Origin of the sequence: Chryseobacterium sp. Leaf404 (assembly GCF_001424145.1) — a bacterium.
Lineage (GTDB): Bacteria > Bacteroidota > Bacteroidia > Flavobacteriales > Weeksellaceae > Chryseobacterium.
On sequence record NZ_LMQM01000010.1, the window covers coordinates 513,954 to 534,955 of the forward strand.

Consider the following 21,002-nt stretch of genomic DNA (forward strand, 5'->3'; position numbering starts at 1 on the left):
TAGCATATCTATTATATTTTTAACAACAATTTTAATATGTAACAAATAGTTATTTAAAAAAGACTTAATTTTTATTCAAATATTTAAAATAAATACCTGTTTATGGTGAAATTTATTTTTAATCCTTTACCTTTATCCGTTGAAATGCGGTTTCATCAAAGTCTTTTGACGGATTGACTGAGAACTAAAAGCATTGAAAATTGAGCTTTTATGCACAAAAAAATCTTAGACATATTTTAAAATTAGAAATCTGAAATTACAAATGACCGGCAAAATTATTGGAGTGGGAAACTGCATCCCTTCAGAGACAATTACCAATTTATTTTTCGATAAACATGTTTTTATGAACGAACATGGCATTACTCTGAAAGAAGATAATGCATTAATAACCAGCAAACTGAAAAAAATTACCGGGATCGAAGAACGAAGATATGCAGAAAGCAATCAGGTAACTTCAGATTTAGGTTTAATCGCGGCACAGAGAGCCATTGAAAATTCAGGTATTGATCCTGAAACTTTGGATTATATCATATTTGCACATAATTTTGGAGATATTACTCACAATACAGTTCAGTCTGATGCTGTTCCCAGTCTTGCTTCCAGAGTAAAACATTTGTTAAAAATAAAAAATAATTTCTGTGTAGCCTACGATGTTCTGTTCGGTTGTCCGGGTTGGCTTGAGGGTGTCATTCAGGCGAATGCATTTGTGAAATCTGGTATTGCCAAAAGATGCCTCGTGATTGGTGCTGAAACCCTTTCCAGGGTGGTTGATATTCACGACAGAGACAGCATGATCTATGCAGATGGTGCCGGTGCAGTGATTATAGAAGCCAATGAGAGCGATGATTGCGGAATAAAATCTCATTTATCGGCCTCATTTACTTATACCGAAAAAGACTTCCTTTTCTTTGGCAAATCTTATAATACAGAAAGCAGTAAAGACATCAAATACATCAAAATGGATGGCAGAAAAATATACGAATTTGCCCTGCTTAACGTTCCCGCAGCAATGAAAAAATGTATGGATGCCAGCGGATTTCCTATTCACCAGCTCAACAAGATTATCATTCACCAGGCTAACGAAAAGATGGATGAAGCGATTGTAAACCGTTTTTACGAACTGTATGGCATTCCTACCCCACAGGATGTAATGCCAATGGTCATCAGCAAACTGGGAAACAGCAGTGTGGCCACCATTCCTACTCTTCTTACAATGATTATGCAGGATGAACTGGAATCTCACAAAATTGAAAAAGGCGACATAGTTCTTTTTGCTTCTGTGGGTGCCGGGATGAATGTTAATGCAATGGTTTATCAGTTTTAAAGTTTAAATCAAATATCAAAACTACAGAAAGCAGCCTCATTTTGAGCTGCTTTTTTCTTTGTCTAACTGCATAATTGGTGACTTTAAGACAATGGTTTTTTCGCTACTGACTTTAAAAACATACAGCCTTTAGAGGGTATTCATCACTTTCTGAATGTTTGATTTCAGAACTTCCTGATCCGAATTAAAACTTTCAAAAACGTCAGCACCGGAGTTTGACAGATAAGAATCTAAATTCTGAAGGCATCCTTTCACCATATTTGGGCTCACCTGAAACTGTATTGCCAAATCTGCAACGGTATTCTGCCCGGAATTTTCTGAGGAAAGCTGATTCATCATAGTTTGGCTCAACCAGTCTGTGGGTTTTGGAGAGGGTTCAGAATAACTCATTTCAAGACCAATTTCGTTTCCTGTAGTTGGCAAAATCTTCTGTTTTTCAACAGGTTTGTAAGAACTCCAAACCATATCGCCGTACAGACTTGTAATGATCTCGTTGAGTTCAATAATCTGCACTTTATCAGGATTTCTTGCCGCCTGTTCTAAAAATGTTTTAAAACCAATTTTCAGCATACACGGCTCATCCAGAATCAAATCTGGAATTTTTTCATCAAAACGAACAGCAGCAAGCAGTTCTATTGCTTTGATATCTGCACAATCTGCTGCATTTGCAATTCTTTTTTTAAGATTTTTAATTATCCTGCTGATGAGCCGGTTATGTTTCTTATCTGAACTCAGGAGATAAACATAGCAGACCACAATGGCTAACATCGGGTTTTGCCAGTCGTCTGAAGCCACTTTTTCCAACAGCGGCTGCGGAATATGATAAATCGCATTCTGCATATTTCTCAGCAGTTTATCTGTTTCCATATTATCTTTTTCACACAGGTCAAAAGGAGAATTGGGTGTTCTGAATAAAATTCTTGCCGTAGGAAATATGGGTGTTCTCTTGAACGTTAAAAAAAATTGCGTCTGCCAGTCCCGAAATACAAAAAGCGGAATTTCTCTTTTGCCAGGACCGTTGTAAACCAAATAGTAGATTCCAGGATCCAGCGGAACGTGAAATGCCAGCCAGCCAAAATCTTTATCTTCTTTTACATGATTTTCATTTAATCTGAAAAGTAAATTTCTCTTTTTATCTAAAAGTGAAAAACGCCATCCCATCGAGTTTGCCACGTTTCTCTGCTGATCCCGCACCTCCCTGTCCGGATATCTGAAAAATATAAAAACAGAAGAACCTTCATCATATTTTTTTTCATCGAGTGTGAAATGATCACTCCAGTTTTTTGATGTTTCAGTATAATATTCGTGTGAACTTTCAAGAAAATATCCTGAAATTGATGAGTACGAGCCCTTATTTTCATAAGTCCCTGAATAATCTTTATCTAAACGGATGGTCTGCGATTCCAGCTTTTCATTAGAATAAATATTAAGCTGGTACAGCCCTCTGGCGAGGTCTTCTGATATTTTACTGTAATTTCCTGCGATGAGTTTTCCGTCGCCGTCAAAAAGTTCCAGAAAAACAAATTCGCTCAGCGGCCCGGTAACGATAAAATCAAACTTATAAACTGCTGTTTCTTTAGAATTCATACTGTACCACATTTTTTGTTCCGTCTATTCTTATTGATTTCGCAAGATCAGCTTCACCTTTGTTGTAAATAGCATACGATCTTTTCTTTACAGAAACATTCCAGCTTCCGTTTTCTGTGCTGTCTTCTTTAATAATATTCAAATCTGCATCTTCTAAAATTACCGTTCTGTGGTTTCCTTTAAATGATATTTCCAATATAATATCCTGATTTTTAATACCATCTACAATTGTAACTTCGCTACCGGCGTTCTCTGTATGAAATCTTGGAATCTGAATTTTCTGAACAGATTTTGCCAATTCCGGAAGATTAAGTTTCAGATAATTGGTAAGTGAAGTGGTTGTAACCTTTCCGTTTTCTGCAGCGGCACCTTTTAATCCGTTCATCAGTGAGGCTGTAAATAGTCCTTGCGTACGGTTATTATCCAACAAACTACCGTTTCCGGGCTGAATCACTGCTTCGAAAGCTTTATTGTCAAACTCGGTGGCAGAAAAGACGTAAGACACACATTCTGCAGTTCCTGCAGCCGGCTTGATATTGGCAAAAAGTGGCTGCGCACCGTTTACTCCCACCATCCTGTTTCTGCAGCAGTCTAAAAAGAAAAATACCTCTTTAAAATAACCGCACTGGATTAAAGTTTTTAAATATCCTGAAGAAGAAAGTGCGTAGTTTCTTAAAATATCCGTCCATGGCGGCAGAACCAAAGCTGTTTCATTCCAGTCTATTCCGAGGCCGTGACCTGAGAAATAAAAGTACAGCCTTCTTCCTTCTTTTCCACTTGCCCGGAAAGCTTCCAGAATATCTGCAAAAGCCGTATCTATACCATCCTGAATCGGAGTAAGTGGATTTTCTTCAGATAAAATTAAATGACAGTTTTCCGGAGGTAAACTGCCTTCAGCTTCGCCTGTCAGCCAGTTGTAAAATTTCCGAGCATCATCAGCCGGACCCTATAGTTTTGTAAGGCCTTTATAATGACTTACACCTATTACAACGGCAAAATCGTTATTGTTTTTCGGCATAAATTATTGATTAATAAGATAAACCATGCTGTCTAAAGTTGTTTCTTTATCATCATCAAAACCACCGTGTGAGAGCGAGCCTGTTTTGAAACCATTTAAAGCGGTATCATCAGATTTTGAATATACAATCTTTCCTTCGTCAGCTAAAAATGTTTTAATTCTCGTAAACATATCGCCAATATATGGTTTGTTTCCTGTGATGTGTCTTTGTAAACCTAAAATATGGGCGTCTCTCTCCTCTTCCAGAATTCCGGAAATAAGATACAGCAAAGATCTCGGATAAAAATGTTTTACCAAATGATCCTGTTTCTCGAGGTCGTCTTTCATTGTGAAAATTCTGAATGAAGAAAATCTCTCAGGCGAAGAGAGAATGGCTTCGTCAAACAAATCACAACGGCAGGCGGGAGCAAAAAACATTACATTTCTGAATTTCAGCTCACTCTTTTCCGCTTTCAATTTTTTGAATAATTCACAGATGACAATAGACCCTGCGGAGTGCCCTACCAGATCAACCGTAAGCGGTTTTCCTGATTCTTTTTGGTATTCTTCCAGTTTTTTAATAACGTAGGAACCCACGTGCCAGTCCTGGTAATCTCCTGTAAAATCTGATGATTTCCACATTGCGGCAGCTTTTTTCTTCATGTTTCCCCAAAGCCAGTTTCCAAGGTTTGATACATAAATTTCTCTGAGAATTTCTTCAATCACCGTGGGATAAAAATCGTGATCTGTTTTCTGAATATGCCTTTTAATAACATTGTAGGTAATTTTTACCGCAGCGGCAATTAGTTTCGCAGAGCTGATTATTCCTTTTCCTTCGGCAACTTCTACACCTGCGTATTCGGGATTGAGCAGTCTGGCTTCCTGTTCAGATTTTTCTGCAGCTGCACTATTTTTAAATTCCTGATCACTTTCAATTTCCTCCTCAAGTTCTGCTTCTATTTCAGGAAGGATTCGGGCTTCTATCGCGGCATCAGAGCTTATGGTTTCTGCATAAATTACGGAAGCAGATTTTGAGCCTGCATTCACCTGATAATTTTTAAATGGCTCTTCCCTGTTTAATTCAGCATGAATTTCAGATTCTTTCATGGTTTCTACTCCCTTAGAATTTCCGATGTTGTCTACCGCTTCAATCCCAAGTTTTTTTCCGGCAACTTTGATCACTTTGACCATAAGTTTTTTAAAAAAGTCAGATTTTTGAGCTATATCAAGATTGTCTGCCACAGTTTTTTGAAGTCCGGTTTCCCAAATAAAGCAGATGGGATGTGCATTGGTGTCTTTTTCCACATATTTCACTATGCGACCGGCAGTTTCCATCCCGTCTCTGGCCGGTACGAGCCCTCCGTGAAAATATAGTACAATCTTTGTCAGATTTTTATCTTTCAGGTTTTGAAACAGCTGGTCAATCTCCTGTGGAGTGCTGTTGAACAAAGGATTATTTCCGGGAAAAAACGTGCCGTCTTTTCCCACGCTTACGTAGTTGTTGCGGCTGAGCGCAGAGTTTTCGTTTGGCATGATTTAGTTTTTGTTTTATACACTCTAAGGTAAAAAATTTTACGTTCAGATTTTAAACAAAATTTAAAAATCACTGAAAATAATGAGATGAATTGTTCTTTTGTCTTGAAACAAAAGAACGAAAAGTTCAAGACTGGAAACTAAGACTAAAATTTTAAACAATTTCCTAAAATTTCTAAACTCGGGCGGATTGAAGAATTGTTTGTAAAAACAATAAACATTGCCGCCACTCAAAAATAAGAAATTTCTTAACGGAAATTCTTCAAAATTTCTTAACGTCTTAGTTTCCTAGGTAATCAAAAATATTCATTATATTTTCGAGAAAAGGCATAAAAAAACCGGTTTGGAAACCGGCTAAAAAAATGATTATTTTTTTGATTCTTCTACAGAAACTTTTCTGAAGTCTTTGAAAAGTTTGCTCAATTCTAAAGCTGCTTTACGAGCTCTTGTTCCAGCTGCTTTGTTACCTTTCTCAGCCTGTTGGTTTGCTTCTGTTGTAAACGCTTCAAATTCTGCGTTGATTTTTTCAATAAGTTCTTTCATGTCTAATAAATTTAGGTTGCAAATATATGGTTTCAGATGATATATGCATAACTTCATTAAAGAAATTTAACACAAAAATGTACATTTTATGGGCTTTGAGGTCTGTTTTTGCCGAATGTTTGATATTTTGCCGTGATTTTTATGTTTTTAATATCAGAATTTGCAGAAATCATCAGGAGAGTTTAATAGCCACTTTTTAAAATAGATTAATTCTAAAAATCCTGATGTAAAGTACAAGACAGTACTCCGTCCTGCTTTTAAAAAAGGCGTTGTAGAACAGCAACAAGACAATGAATGACGTAATACAGATCCGCTACAGAAACGGGCGAAAATTAGTAAAAAACCACTTTAAATAGTTAATCATAGATCTGCCCGAAAAGAAAACTTCTAAAAAGCTTTCAGCTGCTCGTCATAGTAGCTGATGGCATCATCAATAACCGCAGTGATTCTCGGGAAATTATTATACCGCTCTCCAAAAACTTCAAGTCCTGTAAACTCTGTAGTAATATTGCTGGAAAATGTGCTCGTGAGATTAATCGTTCTCAAAACCTGGCTCACCTGAATTAAAGTACTGATTTTACTGTCAACAGATAACTGTGGCGAAAGCTGTTTTCTTAAACCTTTCAGCTCATCCAGCTGCTCTTTCGTTACCTTCTTTTTTTTCTTTCCCATAATGTAAAATTACATCTTTTAGGAAAGGGATGTTTTTATTTAATGTTAACAAATTGTTACGAGAATTTTGTATTAAATAATAATCAGTTTTATCTAATCAACTTTTTTATCGTAATATTGCAATATTAAATAAAAAAAATGGGTGCAACAAAAACTGAACATTTTACTGATCGACAGAATAAGATTGCTACAATTGCCAAAGCTTTAGGCCATCCCGCCAGAATTGCCATCATTGATTATTTATTGAAGGTAAATGAATGCATTTGTGGTGATATAGTGAATGAGCTTCCGTTAGCTCAGCCTACCGTTTCGCAGCATCTGAAAGAACTCAAAAATGCAGGCATTATTAAAGGAAATATTGAGGGAAACACTATCTGCTACTGCATCAATGAAAAATCCATCGAAACAGTAAATATGTTTCTGTCTTCAATAGTTAAGACTGTATCACAATCCAAATGCTGCTGAGCATTTTTTTATCAATATATATCGCAATATTGCATTTAACCTATAAACGTTTTTTATGAAGCTTTCAGAAATTAAAGAAATTTTACCAACCTTGCAGAATGTTGAATTTCAGCTTGAAAACGGAACCTTTGTACCGGAACATTTTCACGTAACGGAAGTGGGAGTAATCACCAAAAACTTCATCGATTGCGGCGGCACATTGCGCTCAGAAAAAGTGGTAAATTTTCAGCTGTTGAATGCCAATGATTTTGAACACCGCCTGAAACCCGGCAAATTACTCAGCATCATCAAACTTTCTGAAGATCAGTTAGGAATCGAAGATTTTGATATTGAAGTGGAATATCAAAATGAAACTATTGGAAAGTATGATTTAGATTTTAACGGAGAAACATTTGTGCTGAAAAATAAAACCACTTCCTGTCTGGCTCAGGAAGCATGCGGAATTTCCACAGAAAAGAAAAAAATAAAATTATCGGAAATCTCTGTACCTCAAAGTTCGTGCTGTACTCCGGATTCCGGATGTTGCTAATTTAAGTTGAATTGAATAAGAGAAAAATATGTATACAAAGTTATTAGAAACGATAGAATTACTTAAAATAAAAAAAATAAGCAACGAGCGGAAGGCTCTTTTAGAACCATTGGTTGATTTTATTGCCAAAAAACTGCAGGAGCAGAATATGATTAATCTGAATTTTATCTGCACTCATAATTCCAGAAGAAGTCATCTGTCGCAGGTCTGGGCACAGGTTGCGAGTGCTTATTACAAGATACCGGATGTGACGTGCTATTCCGGAGGAACGGAAGAGACGGCGATGTTTCCGACAGTTGTGGAGACTTTACGCAGCCAGGGTCTGAAAATTACTCAGATTTCCTCTGCAGAAAATCCTGTTTATGCTGTAAAGTATGACGAAAACCGAAATCCGATTATAGGTTTTTCAAAAAGATATGACAGTTCATTCAATCCTGCTTCAGGTTTTGCCGCAATTCTTACCTGTTCTCAGGCGGACGGCGGCTGCCCTTTTATCGCAGGTGCAGAAAAGCGGATTTCTATTACTTTTGAAGATCCAAAAATTGCCGACAATACACCGGAACAGACATCGATTTATACTGAACGGAGTCTGGACATTGGTGCAGAAATGTTCTACGTTTTTTCACAGATCAATAAACACTGAACATCGTAATGAAGCCAAAATTAAAATTCCTCGACCGCTTTCTAACTCTTTGGATTTTCCTTGCAATGGCAATTGGAGTCGGTTTGGGATATTTTTTTCCGAATATCTCGATGATAACAAACTCTCTGTCTGTAGGTACAACCAACATTCCTCTTGCCGCAGGACTGATTTTAATGATGTATTCGCCGCTTGCAAAAGTGGATTATTCTCTTCTGCCAATGGCTTTTAAAGACGGAAAAGTAATGTCTGTATCATTACTGCTCAACTGGATTATCAGTCCTGCTTTAATGTTTACCCTGGCAATTATTTTTCTAAAGGACGAACCGGAATATATGATTGGTTTAATCCTGATTGGTTTGGCAAGATGTATCGCAATGGTGATTGTATGGAACGATCTGGCAAAAGGAAGCAGAGAATATGCGGCCTTGCTGATAGCACTCAACAGTATTTTTCAACTGTTTTTTTACAGTTTTTATGTTTGGCTTTTCATAAATATATTACCTCAAAAACTTGGCTTGGGAAACTTTAATATCGCTGTCCCAATGAAGGATGTCACCGAAAGCGTTCTTATATATCTGGGCATTCCATTTGTTGCAGGTTTTCTGAGCCGATGGTTTCTGATTCATTTAAAAGGAAAAGACTGGTTCAACAGAAAATTTATCCCTACCATCTCACCTCTTACACTTTATGCTCTGCTCTTTACAATTATTTTAATGTTCAGTTTAAAGGGCGGAAAAATCGTAGAATTACCGCTGGACGTTGTGAAAATTGCTGTACCGCTGGTGATTTATTTTGTACTGACATTTTTTATCAGCTTTTTTATCAGCAAAGCACTGAAGATTCCTTATGAAAAAAATGCATCGATTGCTTTTACAGCTACAGGTAATAATTTTGAATTGGCAATTGCTGTAGCTATAGCCGTTTTCGGAATACACTCCCCACAGGCATTTGTAGGCGTAATAGGACCTTTGATAGAAGTTCCGGTGTTGATCTTACTCGTGAAAGTAAGTCTCTACCTCAGGAAAAAATACATTCACAAAATGTAGCTTAAAATGATGGCAGAGCCTTTTGAAACTGAAGAATTTAAGCAGTTTCATCAGGACTCTACTTTCAATAGAAATAATTTCTTCTTAAAGTTAAATATTGCAGCATACTATTTGAATTGAAATTTTAAAATTCCTCAGAAGATTTTAAAATTAAAACCAAATCAATTATAAAATTAAAATAATATGCTAAAAAAAGGAGACCACGTAAAATGGAAATTTCAGAACGGTGAAACTCACGGGACGGTACAAAAGGTTCACAAGAAAGATTTTACCTTCATGAATAAAGAGCGAAAAGCATCAGAAGAACAACCACAATATGAAGTTATGAGCGAAAAAACAGGAAAATCTGCAGTGCATAAAGCCTCGGCTTTGAAGAAGATTTAAGTAATTATATAATCTTTTAACTGTTACCGATTTTGTTACCGATTATATCAGTATTAATTTTAAAAAAATAAGCAAACTCCCAAGAATAAAGAGTTTGCTTACTGTGACTTCGAAGGGATTCGAACCCCCAACCCTCGGAGCCGAAATCCGATATTCTATCCAGTTGAACTACGAAGCCGTTTTTTTATGAGTAATGAGTAATTGGTGATAAGTAATGCAAATTGCTCATTACGATTACTCATTACTCATATTTTAGAAAGAAATTTTCACGCCTCCTAAAACCTGCGCTCCTAAGACTTTGTAGCCTTGAAACGTTTGGTATTTGGCACCGAGAAGATTGTTTCCGACTGCGAAAATACTAAAATTTTTGTGAAATCTGTACTCTGCGGATAAGTTTAAATCTGCATAACCACCAACTTTATCATTGGTATCTTCTGTAGACTGGTAAACGGTAGAACCTGCAACCAAAGGATCCGGAACACCTGTAAGAGTGTAAGAATTTGTGGTTCTGTCACTTGCGAAGATTCCTTTGAAGCCTAAAAGAAGTTTTTTCTCCAACATCGTATATTTTGCTCCGAAAGATGCAGTGAGTAATGGAACGTTATAAATATTTTTATAATTGTTCAAATCATACTTTTGGAATCTCACTTCACCGTCAATCACTAAATTTTCAAGCGGAAAATACTGAAGACTTCCTTTGATGTCGCTTACATTTCCGTCGTCATAAACGGTTGAGAATGTATTTGCAAAATTGTAGGCAGAACGGTTCAGCGTAAATGCATTGTCAAATAATGAGTTGGCTCGGAAAAACAAAATATTGTTCATTTTTCCGAAACCTGCAGAAACGTCGTATTTGAAAGTTTCGTCAATATCTCCTCGCAAACCTGCATAGAAATGGTATTTTGTTTCGGTTGGTCTCAAATACTGGTCAGAAACCAAAAACGGATTCTGCTGTAAAAGTTCTCCGTACGTATTCAGCTTTAAACCTCCGTCTACTCCACCGTAGAATTTGAATTCATTAGCTGCAGCATACTGAAATTCTGCCTGTGGAAACCAATAGGTTTTATTTGATTTTAACTGTTCTGCTAAAATTAAATTATCATTTTTAGAATTTAAAAAAGAAAATGAAGAACCTATACTTAAATAAGAATCTCCTTTTCTGAAACTGATTTCCGGAGTTAAACTAGCATTCACGAAATTGGATGAATTTGCATCTCTGATTTTAAATTCAGTTTTCACAGCCTCTAAACCTAAACCTAAATCAGCGTTGAGTGTAAAACCGGAATCTCCCAGTTCTGCTGCATGTTTCGATAGATTTGCCAAAGCAGAAACCTGGTTTTCTTTAGCTTCAAAATGATCAGTCAGAAATAAAGACTTTACTCTGACATCGTTCAGAATTTCGTTGGAATAAAAATCGTAGTAACCGTTTACTTTAAACTGATTGACTTTTTGGTCTAAGTTAACGCCCGCATCAGGCTGTAGCGCATAGATTCCGTAATAATTATAATGATCCAAACCATATTCTGCATTCAGATTAAATTTCCCTTTTTCGCCGTAAGAATTCATGAAAGCACCGATAGTTGCAGCACTCTGCTTCGAATCCCAAACATAATCTTTTTTCAGACCCTGTGTAGATAACCAATGTGCATCTGCCCCGACTTCCAATTTATTCTCAAGAACTTTTGAAACATGGGCATCACCTAAGATTTTTCCATAGTTCCCCATTCCAAACTGGATGTAGTTGTCCTGAGCTGTTTCATCAAATTTCGGAGCCACATCTTCGCCTTGAATTGTAGAAGTTTTAAAATCACTCACCACAGGAACATCGGTAATTGTATATTTCACCGGATTGGCAGATTTTTCTTCAGGCGGATAGTTTTTTACCGTTTCCACTGAAGTTTTCTTTTTCTCGATTTTTTTTACTTCCGGTTCTCTTTTTTTATTAAGAATCAGTTTTTCTTCCTTGATCTGCGAAAATGCAACCGAAGAGAATCCCAGAAATAATATAGATAGTATTTGAATTTGCTTGTTCATTTTTAAAAAATTGTATTAATGTATAATGTGATGTATCATGTTTTCTGCTTTGTACATTTTACTTTGTACATCGTACATCTTACTTTTTAATCGTTTTTTTAACTTCTTTCGCTTCCGCTACAATTTCAGGGAAATCTGCGTAGTTTGAAATGATCTGATCACAGGTATAACTCGCCTGATAGTTGTCTTTTAGTCCCACATAATTTTTCGCCATTAGAACCAAAGCTTTTGCACCCCAGTATTCTTCTGATGCGTAATTATTAGCCAGTTTAAAAATGGTTTCATTTGAAGTTTTGAATGATTTGGCTTTATTCTGATAGAATGCTTTTGCATACAAAGATTCTGCAGCAACTTCAGTATTGGAAGATTTTTCCAGAGCAGCAAATGCAGATTGTGCATCTTTATCTTTCCCTGCATTCATCAAACTTCTCGCTTTAATCACTTTTGCAGTTTCAATTACAGCAGCTGAGTTTTTATTATTTAAAATCACAGCGTCGGCCAGTTTTTCAGCCTGTGAGAAATTCTTTTCCTCGGCATAAATTTTCATCATTTCTACATTTGCATAGTTTCTGATGTTGATGTCTGAAGAATTCACCAGACTTTCAAGATATTTTTTGGCTTCCGAAGAATTTCCCTGTGCGATGTAGATCTGTGCTAATCTTGTCTGAGCATCATCCTGATAGTCGTTGGCTACATTCCCAACTTCCTGAAGAACCAACAAAGCTTTAGTAGAATTTTTGGTTTGATAATAACTTTCTCCCAACTCGTATTTAGCCTGATAAAGACCTTCACCGGTTGGATTTTGAGTTAAATATTTCTCGTAGTAAGAGATTGCATTTTTGTAATCTTTTTTAGCAAAAAACTGCTTGCCGGTAGAAAGATTGATTTCGTCGATTTCTGAAGCATCAACATTTACTCCAAGATTTCTGGCAAAAGTCTCATATGCTGAAACATCTCCGTTTTTCGTAAAGATTGGTTTTGCAGCCTGCACAATTTTATCTGCATACTGCGTATTTTTATACTGCTGACCCAATGAGGTGAATTCAGCCAAGGCTTTTTCATTCTGATTTTGATCAATCAAATTCTGAGCCTTGTAAATCGAAGCATTTGCCACCAGATCACGGTCAGACGAAGATTTAATTACTTTCGAAAAGAAATCTGAAGAGTTGGCAAAATCATCCTGACTTGCGTAGGCAACACCAATTTCATATTGAGCATCATCGGTATATTCTGAGTCAGGATATTTTGAAATTAAAGATTTTAAGTTGGTAATTTTAGAATTATTATCTCCTTTAAATCCTAAAGCCATCGCCTTTTGGAACAAAGTATAATCCGTTGCATCCTGATTCTGGTCGTACACGGCAATTGCTGCATCCAGATCATTGTTGGCGTAATCGATATCGGCTAAACGAAGCTGTGCATCGCTTTTATATTCCGTTTTAGGATTAGCTAAATACTGTTTAAAATATTTCTGAGCCTGATCAAACTTTTTGGATTTAAAATAAGCATATCCCAAATCGTAAGGCAATTGCTGTTTTTCAGGAAAAGTTTCTGTTAAAAGCTTTTCATAACGCACGATTGCAGAAGGATAATTTCCTTTCTGATAATACGTTTGTCCGAGCCAGTAAAGTGCGCGGCTGTTGAATTCTTTATTGATATTAAATTCCAGACTTCTCAAGAGAAAACGTTCAGCTTCATCAAAATTTCCTTTGTTAAATTCTTCCGTCCCCAAAAGATAAGAAACCTCCTGATCAATTTTATCGATTTCCGGCGTGGAATTCTGAAGTCTGTCGATCGCATTTAAAGTTTCACGATAATTACCTGAATACAGATAAGATTTCACCAAAAGAGATTTCATTTCGGTGTTGTCTGCTTCTGCTTTGTTATCAGTCATGTAATTCTGAATCACCTGAGAAGCGTTCTCAAAAGGGTTTCCGATGTCGTAGCTTAATTTTGCATATTGCTCCTGCGCCAGTTTTTTCACTCCCTTATCATAGTTCATCTGATAAGAAGACCTGAAAGCCGAAAGCGCTTCCTGCTTCTTCCCAACTTCCAAATAGGCGTTTCCTAACTGATAGTATGCGTTCTGAGCCAAAGCAGAATTGGAATTGACTAACTGATTATAGTAGGAAACCGCTTCGTCATGCTTCTTCAGCTTGGCAGCAACAAATCCCATTTCATACAGATCATTTTCTGAAGGATTGGTTTGTACGGCAAGATAGTCTTTCAGGTGAGGATATGCAGAACTGTAGTCATTTTTCATAAAATAACTTTCGCCAATGATTTTGTGAACCTCTGCTTTGTAAGATTCAGAAATATCTTCGTTTAAAAGTGCATTTCCTTCTGTGATTGCCTTATCATAATCCTTTTCATTAAAGTACATCTGCACATAATAAGGTCTCACGAGTTTGGAATATTTCTCTTCATTTTTAATGGAATCAAAATACTGAAAAGCTTTATCATTATTTCTGCCGGCATAATTTAAATGTCCGAGCATGTAAGCGATATCGCCTTTTTGAGTTCCATCTGAAGTTTTGTAAGCTTCTTCCAATGCATCAATCGCACCTTTTGCATCACCCAACATGAATTTGGCATAACCCAGTTTCATGATGTACTGCGTGTTCTCCTCTTTCGTCAGCTGATATTGATTAACCTTTTTTAAAGTCTGTAAAGCTTTTTTGAAATCTTTTTTGGCTAAATAATAATCCGCCAACGGAAGATTTGCCTGTGCAAAATAGGCAGATTTTGGATATTCCTTGATGAAAGCCGTCAACCCTTCTTCCGCGTGATTTTTCTGTAAAATCACACCAATCACGTTATCGAAAAACTGTGCAGCTTCCTTTTTAGATCTCGAAAGATTCTGATTGTAGAAATATTGTCTTGCGTATTCGTACTGAGAAGAATTGTATATTTTGGTTTGATACAGATTCTCTGCCAAGCCGAATCTGTAATTTTCTTTCTGACTGAAATATTGAGACTGCTGAGCTTCGGAAACCCCGAAATACATCACAGCAGCAGCTAAAAGTATCTTTTCTGATCTCATTAATTTTAAAATTTTTGAATGATCTGTGTTGAAAATTAATTACTTACATCTTTGTATTTAAAGATTATAATTATCCACAATTTATCAACGAAAATATCAAAAAGATATTGTCTGGACAAGGCTTTTAACATAATGTTAGTATGTGGATTATTTTTTACAGGTATTTAACTTTCTCTTAAGAAATGTTAAGAAAAACGTAATATTCTGAAACTTTTAATTACATTTGTTTTTTTCAATTCAAATAAACTATTAATGAATCAACTTTTCAGGAGAAAGAACTATTCAGAGACAGATACTTCCACTTCACTCCTTCGTGTTTTAGGAGTTTGGGACATTGTTTTTTTCGGAATTGCCGCCATCATTGGTGCCGGTAGCTTCAGCAGTTTGGGTGAAGCTATTTTCAGAGGAGGACCGGGCGTAATCTTACTTTATCTGATCTGTGGTTTTGCCTGTGGTTTTACGGCGCTCTGCTATGCTGAATTTGCCAGCCGTATTCCAACTGCAGGATCTGCCTACACCTATGCCTATGCGAGTTTTGGTGAATTGATTGCCTGGATTATCGGTTGGGCATTAATTATGGAATATTCTTTCGGAAATATTTATGTTGCATTTTCCTGGTCAGATTATTTTACCAGTTTTTTGGGAAGATTGGACGTTCACATCCCTGAATATCTCAGTTGCAGTTATACAGAGGCAAAAAAAGCATTTTTCAGCACGCCACAGTCGACGAATAAGGAACTTTTAAACGCATGGATAAATGCTCCGGAAATTGGAGGTTTAAAAATGATTCTCGATATTCCGGCATTGGTAATCAATGGTTTAATTACATGGCTTTGCTTTGTAGGAGTGAAAGAAAGTAAGAATTTCAACAATGTTTTGGTAATTTTAAAACTGGCCGTGATCGTCCTTGTAATTCTGGTAGGATATAAATTCATCAACACCGGAAACTGGACGCCCCTGAATCCTGAAACACAGGTAAGTTCATTTATGCCCAACGGTTTTGCCGGAGTGATGAGTGCCGTTTCGGGAGTATTTTTTGCCTACATCGGTTTTGATGCTTTGAGTGTGCTTTCAGAAGAAACAAAAGACCCTCAGAAAACTTTGCCCAAAGGAATGATTATTTCCCTTGCGCTCTGCACAGTAATTTACATCGCACTGACTTTGGTTTTAACCGGAATGGTGGATTACAGAAAATTTGACGGTGTGGGAGACCCACTTTCCTTTATTTTTGAAAAAACCAATGCCAATGTTGCGTGGATGGAACTTACCGTTTCTTTTATTGCGATTATTGCGATTACAACGGTACTTTTGGTATTCCAGATGGGGCAGCCGAGAATCTGGTACGCCATGAGCCGTGACGGACTGATGCCTAAAAAATTTCAGGATGTCCACCCAAAATACAAAACACCATCTTTCGCAACGATTGTCACCGGTATCGTAGTGGGAATTCCTATTCTTTTTACAGATAAAAGCTTCATCTTAGACTTTACCAGCATCGGAACTATTTTCGCTTTCGTTTTGGTTTGCGCCGGAGTTTTGATGTTGCCTGCGAAAGAAAAAATCAAAGGCAGATTTCACCTTCCTTACATCAATGGAAAGATTATTTTTCCTGTTATTTTTATTGGAACCTTAGTTGGATTTTATTATTTCCAGCCTGCTTTTTTTGAAAATTTAATGGACTGGAAAGATCCAAATGAAGGCGAATTCAGAGCTTCAATTTTCTTTTTCATCATGGTTAATTTGATATTATGTGTTGTTACTTTCATTAAAAATTTCTCTTTAATTCCATTAATAGGATTAAGCTCATGTCTTTATCTTTTAACGGGAATGAGCCATGACAACTGGTTCTGGTTCGGGCTTTGGTTTGCCATCGGTCTTGTGATTTATTTCTTCTACGGCTATAAAAACAGCAAACTAAGACAAGCTTGATTTCCGGTGAAGAAAATACTTTTTTTGTTCGTCCTGATAATATTGGGATGCAGTGAAAAGACCGAAAATATTCGTGCTTCCACTACGGAAAACAGTATAGAGAAAGTTTCTTATAAAGATTTTTTTGCTCAGATTAAATTAAAAACTGATACTCAAAAACGCAGTTATTTTTTCAGATATATCAATTACGACATTCCGGAATACTGGCATGGTACGCGATGGTCTTCTGGAGGGACAACTCGAACTTCATAATCCGTCACAATTGCCTGCGGATACTTTGTGACAAACGTTCTGAGCGATTTTGGTATTAAAATTGAAAGGGTTTATATGGCACAGCAGGCTTCCTCCCTGATGATAAAAAAGCTCTATAGTGAAATCAAATACTTCACAAAAATAGAAGATCTGGAAGAATATATTCTTTCCAAACCGGAAATGACAGTTTACATCGCTGAGCTCGATTTTCATACAGATTCATCACAAGGGAAAACAGAGACACCTATTTTATCCACTCCAGTTACATTCAGAATAAAGGCGTGGTAAAAGAAAAACCGAAAACTCAAAAGCTTTAAACGCATCAAAAACCTACATGATCGGAACTTTAAAAAACTGAAGTTATGTCTGAGAGAATAAAAACATTCAGTGAATTCTATCAGTTTTATCTCACTGAACACAGCAAAACAGGAACGCGCATTTTACATTTCATCGGCACTCTGCTGGTATTTTTTGTCGTTGGTTACGTCTTTTACTCCGGGAAAGAAAGGTTTCTCTGGTACGTTCCGCTTTTCGGATACGGTTTTGCCTGGTTCAGCCATGCTGTGGTTGAGAGAAATAGTCCGGCGACCTTTAAATATCCTCTTTGGTCGTTGATTTCAGATTTTAAAATGTTTTTTGAACTATTGACTGGAAAACAGAAATTTTCGCAACCGAAAGAAGATGAACCCGAACATTAAAATTCAAAATAATATTCATAATGAAAACTTTATCGATTATAAAACGGTCTTGCCTTACAATTTTTTCACTGATTCTTTTAAACTGCACAGCAAGTCCTTCAACTGAAAATTCTTCTGAAAAAACCCTGTTTGTCGGCTCAGAAACGAAAGACTGCACCGGTGTTGCTCCTATGAAATGTCTTCAGGTAAGAGAAAATGCTACTGATAGCTGGGCAAATTTCTATTCAAACATCGAAGGTTTTACTTACGAGCCTGGTTTTGAATATGAATTGAAAGTGAGAACGGAGAAAATCTCCAATCCACCAATGGATGGATCTTCAATTAAATACATTTTAGTAAAACAAGTTTCCAAGATTAAGAAATAAAAAAACCGCTTTCAAAAAAAAACGGTTTTCAGATTTATTTAAATTCAAATCAAAATATCGCAGGATATTTCTCCGGATTTGTTTCATTAAACATGGCGTAAATTCTCTCAACCATATCGTCTGCTGATGGTTTTGAGAAATAATCACCGTCACTTGCATAAGCAGGTCTGTGATCGTTAGCTGCAATCGTCAAAGGATCAGAATCCAAATATCTGAAAGCTTTTTCTTTCTCTAAAATCTGCTGTAGGATAAAGGCTGAAGTTCCGCCCTGCACATCTTCGTCGATTACGACCAATCTGTTGGTTTTCTTAACAGACTCAGCAACTTCGTGCGTCAAATCGAAAGGAATTAATGACTGTACATCAATCACTTCTGCTGAAATCCCTAATTTTTCTAATTCGTTGGCTGCTTCAGTGACAATTCTCCAGGTCGAACCGTAGGTTACCAAAGTAACGTCTTTTCCTTCTTTTGTTACTTCAATTTTCCCGACAGGAACAGTGAATTCACCGATATTATCCGGTTGTTTTTCTTTTAATCTGTATCCGTTTAAACATTCAACAATCACAGCAGGTTCGTCGCTCTGAAGCATCGTGTTGTAAAATCCTGCAGCTTTAGTTAAGTTTCTTGGAACTAAAACCAAAATACCTTTGGAAAGATTTAAAATCCCCGCCATTGGTGAACCTGAATGCCAAACACCTTCCAGTCTGTGACCTCTCGTTCTGATGATCACTGGCGCTTTTTGTCCGCCTTTTGTTCTGTACTGAACAGTCGCCAAATCATCGCTCATTCCCTGTAGACAATACAATATATAATCAAGATACTGAATTTCAGCGATTGGTCTTAAACCTCTCATCGCCATTCCAATACCTTGGCCGAGAATCGTGGCTTCACGGATTCCCGTATCGGCAACACGAAGTTCGCCATATTTTTCCTGCATTCCTTCAAGACCCTGATTTACGTCGCCGATATTTCCGGCGTCTTCACCAAAGACCAAAGTTTCAGGATATTTATCAAAAATTTTATCGAAGTTATTTCTGATAACTACTCTGCCATCAACATCATCAGAATTTTCAGAGTAAACAGGTTTTATTTCCTTTACATTTTCAGCCTTCCATTCAGACTGAGAATACAAATGAGATGAGTAATTATCTTTTTCAACCTCAAAAATATCGTTGTATTTCTGCATCAACTGATTTCTTTCGGAAGAATTTGTTCCTCTCGTTGCCAGCAAAGATTTTCTTACCAAATGGAAAACATCCTTTTTGGCCTTTGAAACCAACTTGTTAAAATTGGTGATATGATTATCAATTTCAGAGTTTTGTCCTTTTAAATTTTCAACTAAAGGTAATACTGAACTGATCAAATCTGTGATTGTCTTCTGGTAACTCTCCCACGCTGACTTCTGACCGACTTTTACATCCTTCTTAGCTTCTTCTTCGATGGCATCAAGTTCCTCAGAAGTTGCCAAAACTTCTTCTTTGCCTTCAATCTCGATTGAATAATCTAAAATCCATTCTTTGAATTTCACCAAACCGTCGAACTCAGTTTCCCATGCAAGACGCTCTTCATTTTTATATCGTTCGTGTGATCCCGAAGTTGAATGTCCTTGGGGTTGAGTAACTTCAATAACGTGAACTACAACAGGAACCGATTCTGTCCTTGCAAAATGCTCAGCTCTTGCATAAGCATCCAACAAAGCAGGATAATCCCATGCTTTCACCTGAATAATTTCACAACCCTGAAACTCGCCTTCTTTTCTCTGGAAACCGCTCAACATTTCAGCAATATCAGCTTTAGCTCTCTGCTTCATCGTAGGAACCGAAATTCCATAGCCATCATCCCAAATTGAAACAATCATTGGAACCTGCAATGCACAGGCAGCGTTTAAAGTTTCCCAGAAATGACCTTCTGCGGTAGAAGCATCACCAATTGTCCCGAAAGCCACTTCATTGCCTCCCTGAGAAAACTTCTCAGAACCGTCAAATTTTACTGATTTATATATTTTGGAAGCCTGGGCTAGACCTAAAAGTCTTGGCATCTGTCCCGCTGTAGGAGAAATGTCAGAAGAAATATTTTTCTGGGCTGTTAAATCTTTCCAGCTACCGTCTTCATTTAAACTTCTTGTAGCGTAATGACCGTTCATTTGTCTCCCGGCAGAAGCGGGCTCACGTTCTACACTTGTATCTGCGTACAACTGAGCGAAAAAACTCTCAACAGTAAGTGCGTCTGCAGCTAAAGCAAAAGTCTGATCTCTATAGTAACCCGAACGAAAATCACCATTTTTAAAAACTTTAGCCATTGCAAGCTGTGGAAGTTCCTTACCATCCCCAAAAATACCAAATTTTGCCTTTCCTGTAAGTACTTCTCTCCTTCCAAGATAAGACATTTCGCGGGAGATTCTTCCTAATTTGTAATCGCTAAGTATCTGATTTTTAAAATCCTGAAAAGAAATTTGTTGCGTTTCTATATATGTTGTCTGCATTACACTATGATTTTTACAAATATAAATAATTTTTACTGTACGCGATAAAACAATTTTATAGAATTCGTATTTTTTTTTAATTATTTTAAAAAATTCACAATTCGGAAATATTGATGATTATTGGATATACCTTAATAATTAAAAACTTATAACAAAAAAAGTTCCTCGCGTGAAACACGCAAGGAATCTAAAAACACAAATGATGAAAAAAAAAAAAAAATTGTTAAATATGTAAATGTGGTTTGGTTCGGTCTTTTATCTTTTTGGCGGTGGAATAGGATCACCTTCTACTACAGTTGTAGAGTTTGTAGAATCCTGAATTTTCTGTGATGCTTTATTAATAAGCTCAAGATTCTGGTAGTCTTCTGAGCTGAAATTGTCATCATCCTGACGACAAGAAATTACCGTAGTTATTAAAACTGCTGAAAAAAATAATATCAACTTTTTCATATGAGCTTAATTTATAAAGATTAATT

At 36.7% G+C, this 21,002-nt stretch carries 20 protein-coding genes and 1 tRNA gene; 11 read left to right on the forward strand and 10 right to left on the reverse strand.

Annotated elements, in window-relative coordinates:
• The first annotated feature begins 262 nt into the window (after nt 1–262).
• Nucleotides 263–1,324, forward strand: coding sequence for a 3-oxoacyl-ACP synthase III family protein (locus ASG31_RS08130; protein WP_056030421.1), 1,062 nt, complete (start codon nt 263–265; stop codon nt 1,322–1,324).
• Nucleotides 1,325–1,453: 129 nt separating this feature from the next.
• Here ASG31_RS08130 and ASG31_RS08135 read toward each other — a convergent pair whose 3' ends face one another.
• The 5 genes from ASG31_RS08135 to ASG31_RS08155 form a co-directional block, all read right to left on the reverse strand.
• On the reverse strand, nt 1,454–2,911 hold the full coding sequence (locus ASG31_RS08135) for a hypothetical protein (RefSeq protein ID WP_131725519.1): 1,458 nt from the start codon (nt 2,909–2,911) through the stop codon (nt 1,454–1,456).
• On the reverse strand, nt 2,901–3,614 hold the full coding sequence (locus ASG31_RS08140) for a hypothetical protein (RefSeq protein ID WP_056030427.1): 714 nt from the start codon (nt 3,612–3,614) through the stop codon (nt 2,901–2,903). The genes ASG31_RS08135 and ASG31_RS08140 overlap by 11 nt, the downstream gene beginning before the upstream one ends.
• Nucleotides 3,615–3,932: 318 nt before the next feature.
• On the reverse strand, nt 3,933–5,441 hold the full coding sequence (locus ASG31_RS08145) for an alpha/beta hydrolase (protein ID WP_056030430.1): 1,509 nt from the start codon (nt 5,439–5,441) through the stop codon (nt 3,933–3,935).
• Nucleotides 5,442–5,807: 366 nt separating this feature from the next.
• Entirely contained in the window at nt 5,808–5,984 is a 177-nt protein-coding gene (locus ASG31_RS08150; RefSeq protein WP_027381692.1) for a histone H1, read from the reverse strand.
• Nucleotides 5,985–6,371: 387 nt separating this feature from the next.
• Nucleotides 6,372–6,656, reverse strand: a complete 285-nt coding sequence (locus ASG31_RS08155) for a hypothetical protein (protein ID WP_056030431.1) — start codon at nt 6,654–6,656, stop codon at nt 6,372–6,374.
• A gap of 138 nt (nt 6,657–6,794) precedes the next feature.
• Here ASG31_RS08155 and ASG31_RS08160 point away from each other — a divergent pair, with 138 nt between their 5' ends.
• The 5 genes from ASG31_RS08160 (at nt 6,795) to ASG31_RS08180 (ending at nt 9,723) form a co-directional block, all read left to right on the forward strand.
• Nucleotides 6,795–7,121: an ArsR/SmtB family transcription factor gene (locus tag ASG31_RS08160; RefSeq protein WP_056030434.1), complete on the forward strand. Its 327-nt coding sequence runs from the start codon at nt 6,795–6,797 to the stop codon at nt 7,119–7,121.
• A 55-nt stretch (nt 7,122–7,176) separates the two neighbouring features.
• Nucleotides 7,177–7,650 (forward strand): DUF6428 family protein, encoded by a 474-nt coding sequence (locus ASG31_RS08165; RefSeq protein ID WP_056030437.1) that lies wholly within the window; start codon nt 7,177–7,179, stop codon nt 7,648–7,650.
• A gap of 28 nt (nt 7,651–7,678) precedes the next feature.
• A complete protein-coding gene (locus tag ASG31_RS08170; RefSeq protein WP_056030440.1) occupies nt 7,679–8,293 on the forward strand; it encodes a low molecular weight phosphatase family protein in 615 nt (204 codons plus the stop codon).
• Between the two features lie 8 nt (nt 8,294–8,301).
• Nucleotides 8,302–9,339, forward strand: a complete 1,038-nt coding sequence (gene arsB / locus ASG31_RS08175) for an ACR3 family arsenite efflux transporter (RefSeq protein WP_056030444.1) — start codon at nt 8,302–8,304, stop codon at nt 9,337–9,339.
• Between the two features lie 183 nt (nt 9,340–9,522).
• A complete protein-coding gene (locus ASG31_RS08180; RefSeq protein ID WP_056030447.1) occupies nt 9,523–9,723 on the forward strand; it encodes a DUF2945 domain-containing protein in 201 nt (66 codons plus the stop codon).
• Nucleotides 9,724–9,827: 104 nt separating this feature from the next.
• Here ASG31_RS08180 and ASG31_RS08185 read toward each other — a convergent pair.
• The 3 genes from ASG31_RS08185 to ASG31_RS08195 form a co-directional block, all read right to left on the reverse strand.
• A tRNA-Arg gene (locus ASG31_RS08185) sits at nt 9,828–9,901 on the reverse strand.
• Nucleotides 9,902–9,975: 74 nt separating this feature from the next.
• A complete protein-coding gene (locus tag ASG31_RS08190) occupies nt 9,976–11,757 on the reverse strand; it encodes a TonB-dependent receptor (protein ID WP_056030450.1) in 1,782 nt (593 codons plus the stop codon).
• Nucleotides 11,758–11,836: 79 nt separating this feature from the next.
• Entirely contained in the window at nt 11,837–14,800 is a 2,964-nt protein-coding gene (locus tag ASG31_RS08195; RefSeq protein WP_056030453.1) for a tetratricopeptide repeat protein, read from the reverse strand.
• A gap of 252 nt (nt 14,801–15,052) precedes the next feature.
• Here ASG31_RS08195 and ASG31_RS08200 point away from each other — a divergent pair, with 252 nt between their 5' ends.
• The 5 genes from ASG31_RS08200 (at nt 15,053) to ASG31_RS08220 (ending at nt 18,044) form a co-directional block, all read left to right on the forward strand.
• Nucleotides 15,053–16,729: an APC family permease gene (locus tag ASG31_RS08200; RefSeq protein WP_056030456.1), complete on the forward strand. Its 1,677-nt coding sequence runs from the start codon at nt 15,053–15,055 to the stop codon at nt 16,727–16,729.
• 24 nt (nt 16,730–16,753) lie between these two features.
• Nucleotides 16,754–16,981, forward strand: coding sequence for a hypothetical protein (locus ASG31_RS08205; RefSeq protein ID WP_131725520.1), 228 nt, complete (start codon nt 16,754–16,756; stop codon nt 16,979–16,981).
• A 75-nt stretch (nt 16,982–17,056) separates the two neighbouring features.
• On the forward strand, nt 17,057–17,269 hold the full coding sequence (locus ASG31_RS08210; protein WP_131725521.1) for a hypothetical protein: 213 nt from the start codon (nt 17,057–17,059) through the stop codon (nt 17,267–17,269).
• Between the two features lie 74 nt (nt 17,270–17,343).
• Nucleotides 17,344–17,679, forward strand: a complete 336-nt coding sequence (locus ASG31_RS08215; RefSeq protein WP_056030465.1) for a DUF962 domain-containing protein — start codon at nt 17,344–17,346, stop codon at nt 17,677–17,679.
• A 20-nt stretch (nt 17,680–17,699) separates the two neighbouring features.
• A complete protein-coding gene (locus ASG31_RS08220; protein WP_056030468.1) occupies nt 17,700–18,044 on the forward strand; it encodes a DUF4377 domain-containing protein in 345 nt (114 codons plus the stop codon).
• Between the two features lie 49 nt (nt 18,045–18,093).
• Here ASG31_RS08220 and ASG31_RS08225 read toward each other — a convergent pair whose 3' ends face one another.
• Together ASG31_RS08225 and ASG31_RS08230 are read right to left on the reverse strand one after the other, a co-directional pair.
• Nucleotides 18,094–20,526 (reverse strand): thiamine pyrophosphate-dependent enzyme, encoded by a 2,433-nt coding sequence (locus ASG31_RS08225; RefSeq protein ID WP_056030469.1) that lies wholly within the window; start codon nt 20,524–20,526, stop codon nt 18,094–18,096.
• Between the two features lie 255 nt (nt 20,527–20,781).
• Nucleotides 20,782–20,976, reverse strand: coding sequence for a hypothetical protein (locus ASG31_RS08230; protein WP_056030472.1), 195 nt, complete (start codon nt 20,974–20,976; stop codon nt 20,782–20,784).
• Between the last annotated feature and the right edge of the window lie 26 nt (nt 20,977–21,002).

What these genes read in the sequence shown, in the direction of transcription:
- ASG31_RS08195 (WP_056030453.1), bottom strand. Translation starts at nt 14,800, where the DNA reads ATGAGATCAGAAAAGATACTTTTAGCTGCTGCTGTGATGTATTTCGGG.
- ASG31_RS08200 (WP_056030456.1), top strand. Translation starts at nt 15,053, where the DNA reads ATGAATCAACTTTTCAGGAGAAAGAACTATTCAGAGACAGATACTTCC.
- ASG31_RS08210 (WP_131725521.1), top strand. Translation starts at nt 17,057, where the DNA reads ATGGCACAGCAGGCTTCCTCCCTGATGATAAAAAAGCTCTATAGTGAA.
- ASG31_RS08130 (WP_056030421.1), top strand. Translation starts at nt 263, where the DNA reads ATGACCGGCAAAATTATTGGAGTGGGAAACTGCATCCCTTCAGAGACA.
- ASG31_RS08145 (WP_056030430.1), bottom strand. Translation starts at nt 5,441, where the DNA reads ATGCCAAACGAAAACTCTGCGCTCAGCCGCAACAACTACGTAAGCGTG.
- ASG31_RS08165 (WP_056030437.1), top strand. Translation starts at nt 7,177, where the DNA reads ATGAAGCTTTCAGAAATTAAAGAAATTTTACCAACCTTGCAGAATGTT.
- ASG31_RS08170 (WP_056030440.1), top strand. Translation starts at nt 7,679, where the DNA reads ATGTATACAAAGTTATTAGAAACGATAGAATTACTTAAAATAAAAAAA.
- ASG31_RS08160 (WP_056030434.1), top strand. Translation starts at nt 6,795, where the DNA reads ATGGGTGCAACAAAAACTGAACATTTTACTGATCGACAGAATAAGATT.
- ASG31_RS08155 (WP_056030431.1), bottom strand. Translation starts at nt 6,656, where the DNA reads ATGGGAAAGAAAAAAAAGAAGGTAACGAAAGAGCAGCTGGATGAGCTG.
- ASG31_RS08150 (WP_027381692.1), bottom strand. Translation starts at nt 5,984, where the DNA reads ATGAAAGAACTTATTGAAAAAATCAACGCAGAATTTGAAGCGTTTACA.
- ASG31_RS08230 (WP_056030472.1), bottom strand. Translation starts at nt 20,976, where the DNA reads ATGAAAAAGTTGATATTATTTTTTTCAGCAGTTTTAATAACTACGGTA.
- ASG31_RS08225 (WP_056030469.1), bottom strand. Translation starts at nt 20,526, where the DNA reads ATGCAGACAACATATATAGAAACGCAACAAATTTCTTTTCAGGATTTT.
- ASG31_RS08180 (WP_056030447.1), top strand. Translation starts at nt 9,523, where the DNA reads ATGCTAAAAAAAGGAGACCACGTAAAATGGAAATTTCAGAACGGTGAA.
- ASG31_RS08135 (WP_131725519.1), bottom strand. Translation starts at nt 2,911, where the DNA reads ATGAATTCTAAAGAAACAGCAGTTTATAAGTTTGATTTTATCGTTACC.
- ASG31_RS08215 (WP_056030465.1), top strand. Translation starts at nt 17,344, where the DNA reads ATGTCTGAGAGAATAAAAACATTCAGTGAATTCTATCAGTTTTATCTC.
- arsB (WP_056030444.1), top strand. Translation starts at nt 8,302, where the DNA reads ATGAAGCCAAAATTAAAATTCCTCGACCGCTTTCTAACTCTTTGGATT.
- ASG31_RS08190 (WP_056030450.1), bottom strand. Translation starts at nt 11,757, where the DNA reads ATGAACAAGCAAATTCAAATACTATCTATATTATTTCTGGGATTCTCT.
- ASG31_RS08220 (WP_056030468.1), top strand. Translation starts at nt 17,700, where the DNA reads ATGAAAACTTTATCGATTATAAAACGGTCTTGCCTTACAATTTTTTCA.